Here is a 4437-nt window from a genome sequence, read left to right on the forward strand (position 1 = left end):
CGTGCCTGCCGTGCCTGCCGCGGGTGCCGCGCCATGAGCGGTCGCGCCCTGCGCATGCTGGGCGAAGGGGGGCTGTGGGCGGGTGCCTCGGTCCTGGTGCTGGCGGCGCATGTAGGGGCGGGGATCTGGATCATGGGGCGCGCGGATGCGGGCGCCCCGCCGGGCCTGCCCGATGCGGTCTTCGTCGACCTTGCCCCCGCGATGCCGCCTGCCGCCGACATGCCCCAGGGCGCGGAGGCTGCCGCCGGCTTGGACGCCCGTCCCGAAATCGAGGCCGAGGAGGAGCCTTTGCCTGAGGAGCCGCAGCCCGAACCCCAGGCCGAGCCCGAACCCGATCAAGTGGTCGAACCCATCGACCCGGCGATGCTGAACCTGCCCGATTTCCAGCAGTTCGCGCCCCCCGACATTCCGGTCCGGACGGCGCTGGCTTTGGACAGCTCGACCCGCCCGCAGCGGCGTCCCGAGCCGCAACCCGAACCCGAACCGCGCCGCGACCCGGAACCGGCGGCAGAGCGTCAGCCCGAACCGCAACGCCGGCAGGCGGCACAGGCCGCCGGGCAGCGCGGTCAGGCCGAGACCAGTCGCCCGGCCGGCAATGCTCAGGGCGGCGGTGCCTCACGGCAGGCTGCGGCCGATGCCGCATCGCTTTGGGGCGCGCAGGTCGGGGCCTGCATCCAGCGGCGCGCATCTCTGCCCCGGAACGTTCGTCAGGGGGGGCGGGTCAATCTGGCGCTGACGGTCTCGCGCAGTGGTGCCATCCAGGGTGTTGGCATCGCCGGATCGTCGGGAAGCCCGAATGTGGACCAGGCGGCGCTGACCGCCGCACAGCGCGCAGGCCGCTGTCCCGCAGCCCCTGCAGCGCTGACCGATCCGATCTATTCGTTCACGCTGCCGATCCGTCTGGACGTCCGCTGACCGCAGGGTCGCGCAAGCCGCCCCCATCGAAGGGGCGTCTTGCGCCGGGGGCTGCGCCCCCGCGGTACGGTGCCGTGAGGATCGTCCCGTGCGATTCGTGGCCGGCGCGGGGGGTCCGGGGGGTGCAGCCCCCCGGGGCTCCGCCGGGCCGCAGGCCCGGCAGCGGCGCGTCAGACGTGGTGCAGGACCAGCGGGCGGCCCTGATGCGCGCCGACGCGGATCGGCGCGTCGTAGAGGTCCGACAGCACCGCCTCGGTCAGCACCTCGGCCGGGGTGCCTTCGGCGGCCACGCGGCCGTGCTTCATGGCGATCACGTGATCGGCCCAGGCCGCGGCATAGTTGATCTCGTGCACCACCATCGCCACGCTGCGCCCGCCCTGATCGACCAGCCCGCGCAGCCGGCCCATCAGGGCGCGGGCATGGGCCATGTCCAGGTTGTTCAGCGGCTCGTCCAGCAGCAGCCAGTCCGTGTCCTGCGCCCAGGCCATCGCGATATGCGCGCGCTGCGCCTGCCCGCCCGACACCTCGTCCAGGAACCGGTCGGCCAGATCGGCCAGAGCAAAGGTCTTCAGCGCCAGCCAGACCAGCGCGTGATCCTGCGGACCCGGTCGGCCCTTGTGATGCGGCCAGCGGCCGAAGGCCACCAGCTCGGACAGGCGCAGGCGGCTGGCGATGGCGGTCTGCTGGCCCAGGATCGCCATGACCTGCGCCAGCCGGTCGGTCGGTGTCATGGTCACGTCGTGGCCGGCCACGGTGACCCGGCCGTGCTGCAGCGGCTCCAGCCGCCCGATCAGGCGCAGAAGCGTCGACTTGCCCGCCCCGTTCGGGCCGATCAGCGCCGTCAGCCGACCCTTGGGCAGGGTCGTCGTGATGTCGTGCAGGATCGGCGTGCCGGCGATCGCGTGGCAGACCCCTTCGATCTGGATCATCGGATGCGTCCCTTCAGCAGCAGATAGAGGAAGAACAGGCCGCCCGCGAATTCCACGATGACCGACAGGGTGGCGGCCTGGCCCAGCTGGCGTTCGAACAGCCACTGTCCCCCCACCAGCAGGATCGCCGCCGACAGCGCCGCTGCGGGCAGCAGCGCCGCGTGGCGCGCGGTCCGCATCAGTCCATGCGCCAGCCCCGCCACGATCAGCCCGAAGAAGGCCACCGGCCCGACCAGCGCGGTCGAGACCGACACCAGCACCGCCACCAGCCCCAGCACGCCCAGCACCATGCCGCGATGCGCCAGCCCCAAGGACACCGCCGGATCGCGCCCAAGCGCCAGCACGTCCAGCCGCGCCGACAGCCGCCACGCGACCAGCACCGCCGCCGCGGTGATCGCCGCCGCCCAAGGCAGCAGCGTGGCATCGACCCGGTTGAAGCTGGCAAAGCTGACCGACTGCACCACGGCGAACTCGTTGGGGTCCAGGATGCGGCCCAGAAATCCCGACAGCGAACGGAACAGCACGCCCAGGATCACCCCGGTCAGGATCATTCGTGGCAGGTCCCGCGCGCCGCGCAGCAGCAGCGTGCCGAACAGCAGGGCGGCCAGGGCGGTCATCACCGCGATCTCGGCCAGGAATTTCGGGCCCGCGGGCAGGGCGGTCAGGCCCGTGCTGCCCAAGGCCATCACAAAGCCCGTCTGCAGCAGCACGTACAGCGCGTCGAAGCCCATGATCGACGGTGTCAGCACCCGGTTCGCGGCGACGGTCTGGAACAGGATCGTGGCGACGCCGATAGCGGTGGCCACGGTGATCAGCGCCGCCAGCTTGGTCCCGCGCAGGCCCAGGATAAAGGCGCGGTTGCCGCCGCCGATGCCCTGCAGCATCCACAGCGCCGACAGCGCCGCCAGCAGCAGCGCCATCCCGCCCACCATGATCCGCGCCCGCCTATCCATGGGCGGGCTTCGACCGAGGGGGCCGGCGATGCAGCAGCCACAGGAACAGGACCGCGCCCAGCACGCCCAGGATGGTGCCTGCGGGGACCTCATAGGGGTGGATGACCAGACGCCCCGCCAGATCGCAGCCCAGCACCAGCACCGCCCCGGCCAGCGCCACCACGGGCAGGGATGCGCGCAGGTTGTCGCCCATGATCCGCGCCACCAGGTTCGGCACGACCAGCCCCACGAAGGGGATCATCCCCACCGTCGTCACCACCATCGCGGTCACCACCGACACCACCGCCAGCCCAAGTCGCATCACCGCCGCCGTCGACAGGCCCAGCCCCGTCGCCACCTGATCGCCCAGGCCCAGGATCGCGAAACGGTCGGCCGAGAACCAGGCCAGCCCCGCCGCCGCGCCCGCGATCCACAGCAGCTCATAGCGCCCAGAGATCACGCCCGAGAATTCGCCGCTGAACAGCCAGGTGCCGACATATTGCATCAGGTCGCTCTGCCAGCCCACGAAGGTCACGACCGAGCCCAGCACCCCCGACAGGACCAGCCCCGCGATGGGGACCAGCATCACCTCGCGCACGGGCAGGCGGCGGATGACGGCCAGAAACAGCGCGGTCGTGACCATGGCCGACAGGCTGGCCGCGATCATGCGCAGCCACAGGGGACTGGCGGGCCAGAGGATGGTGATGGCCAGAAGGCCAAGCGCCGCGCCCTCGGCCGTGCCCGACGTGTCGGGGCCGACAAAGCGGTTCCTGACCAGCGCCTGGATCAGCACCCCCGCCACCGACAGCGCGGCCCCGGTCAGCACCACCGACAGCGTGCGCGGAAGCCGCGATTCCAGCAGGACCAGCATGGCCTGCGGATCGCGGAAGGCGTCCGTCACGCGGATGTCGGCGGCGCCGACCGTCATGCTGGCCAGCATCAGCGCGACCAGCGCCGATGCCAGGGCGGGCAGGGGGCGCATCAGTCCGCGAAGGCCTGCGTCAGCTGGTCCAGCACCGCCATGGTCGAGCCGTAGCCGCCGGCCGAGATATAGGTCGCCGCCGGGTCCAGCTGGATCACGTGATCCTGCTGCCAGGCGGTCGTGCCCGCCACCAGGTCCGAGCGCAGCGTCTCCATCGCGCCCTGGCCGTCCTCGCCGATGGCGGCGCCGCGGTCGACGACCAGCAGCCAGTCCGGATCGGCCTGGGCGATGAACTCATGGCTGATCGCCTGGCCGTGGGTGGCCTCGTCCAGCCCCGGCACGGCCTCCTTCAGCCCGGTCGCCTGGAAGATCCAGCCGAAGCGCGATCCGGCGCCATAGGCGGACATCTTGGGGCCGTTGGTCATCACGATCAGCGCGGTGCCCTGGCCATCGGCGGCGGCACGCAGGTCGGCCAGCCTGGCGTCCAGGGTGGCGGTCATTTCCTCGGCCTGGGCGGTCTTGGCGAACAGCGCGCCATAGGCGTCGATCCGGGCGCGGGCATCGGCCAGAAGATCCGGGCCGAAGGTCATGTCGATGGCCGGTGCCACCTGCGACACCGCCGCCAGCTGGGTCGAGGAGCGGCCGCCGACGATGACCAGGTCGGGCGCCAGCCCCGCCAGCGCCTCCAGATCGGGTTCGAACAGGGTGCCGACGGGGGTGGCGCCCGCCGCCGCATCGC

General features: G+C 72.1%; 5 protein-coding genes. 1 reads left to right on the forward strand and 4 read right to left on the reverse strand.

The window, feature by feature from the left end; genetic code table 11:
- On the forward strand, positions 1-915 hold a 915-nt coding region (locus tag TW83_RS14860), incomplete at its 5' end, for an energy transducer TonB (protein WP_204245776.1).
- A gap of 170 nt (positions 916-1085) precedes the next feature.
- Here TW83_RS14860 and TW83_RS14865 read toward each other — a convergent pair.
- From TW83_RS14865 to TW83_RS14880, 4 genes are all read right to left on the reverse strand, one after another.
- Positions 1086-1844, reverse strand: coding sequence for an ATP-binding cassette domain-containing protein (locus TW83_RS14865; RefSeq protein ID WP_045983557.1), 759 nt, complete (start codon positions 1842-1844; stop codon positions 1086-1088).
- Entirely contained in the window at positions 1841-2797 is a 957-nt protein-coding gene (locus tag TW83_RS14870; RefSeq protein ID WP_045983558.1) for an iron chelate uptake ABC transporter family permease subunit, read from the reverse strand. The genes TW83_RS14865 and TW83_RS14870 overlap by 4 nt, the downstream gene beginning before the upstream one ends.
- Positions 2790-3758: an iron chelate uptake ABC transporter family permease subunit gene (locus tag TW83_RS14875; RefSeq protein ID WP_045983559.1), complete on the reverse strand. Its 969-nt coding sequence runs from the start codon at positions 3756-3758 to the stop codon at positions 2790-2792. Before TW83_RS14875 ends, TW83_RS14870 begins: the two co-directional genes overlap by 8 nt.
- Positions 3758-4437 (reverse strand): ABC transporter substrate-binding protein (locus TW83_RS14880; protein WP_045983560.1); only part of this gene is annotated, 680 nt, incomplete at its 5' end. The genes TW83_RS14875 and TW83_RS14880, both read right to left, overlap by 1 nt.

It is taken from the genome of Paracoccus sp. S4493 (assembly GCF_000967735.1).
In the GTDB taxonomy this organism is placed as follows: domain Bacteria; phylum Pseudomonadota; class Alphaproteobacteria; order Rhodobacterales; family Rhodobacteraceae; genus Paracoccus; species Paracoccus marcusii.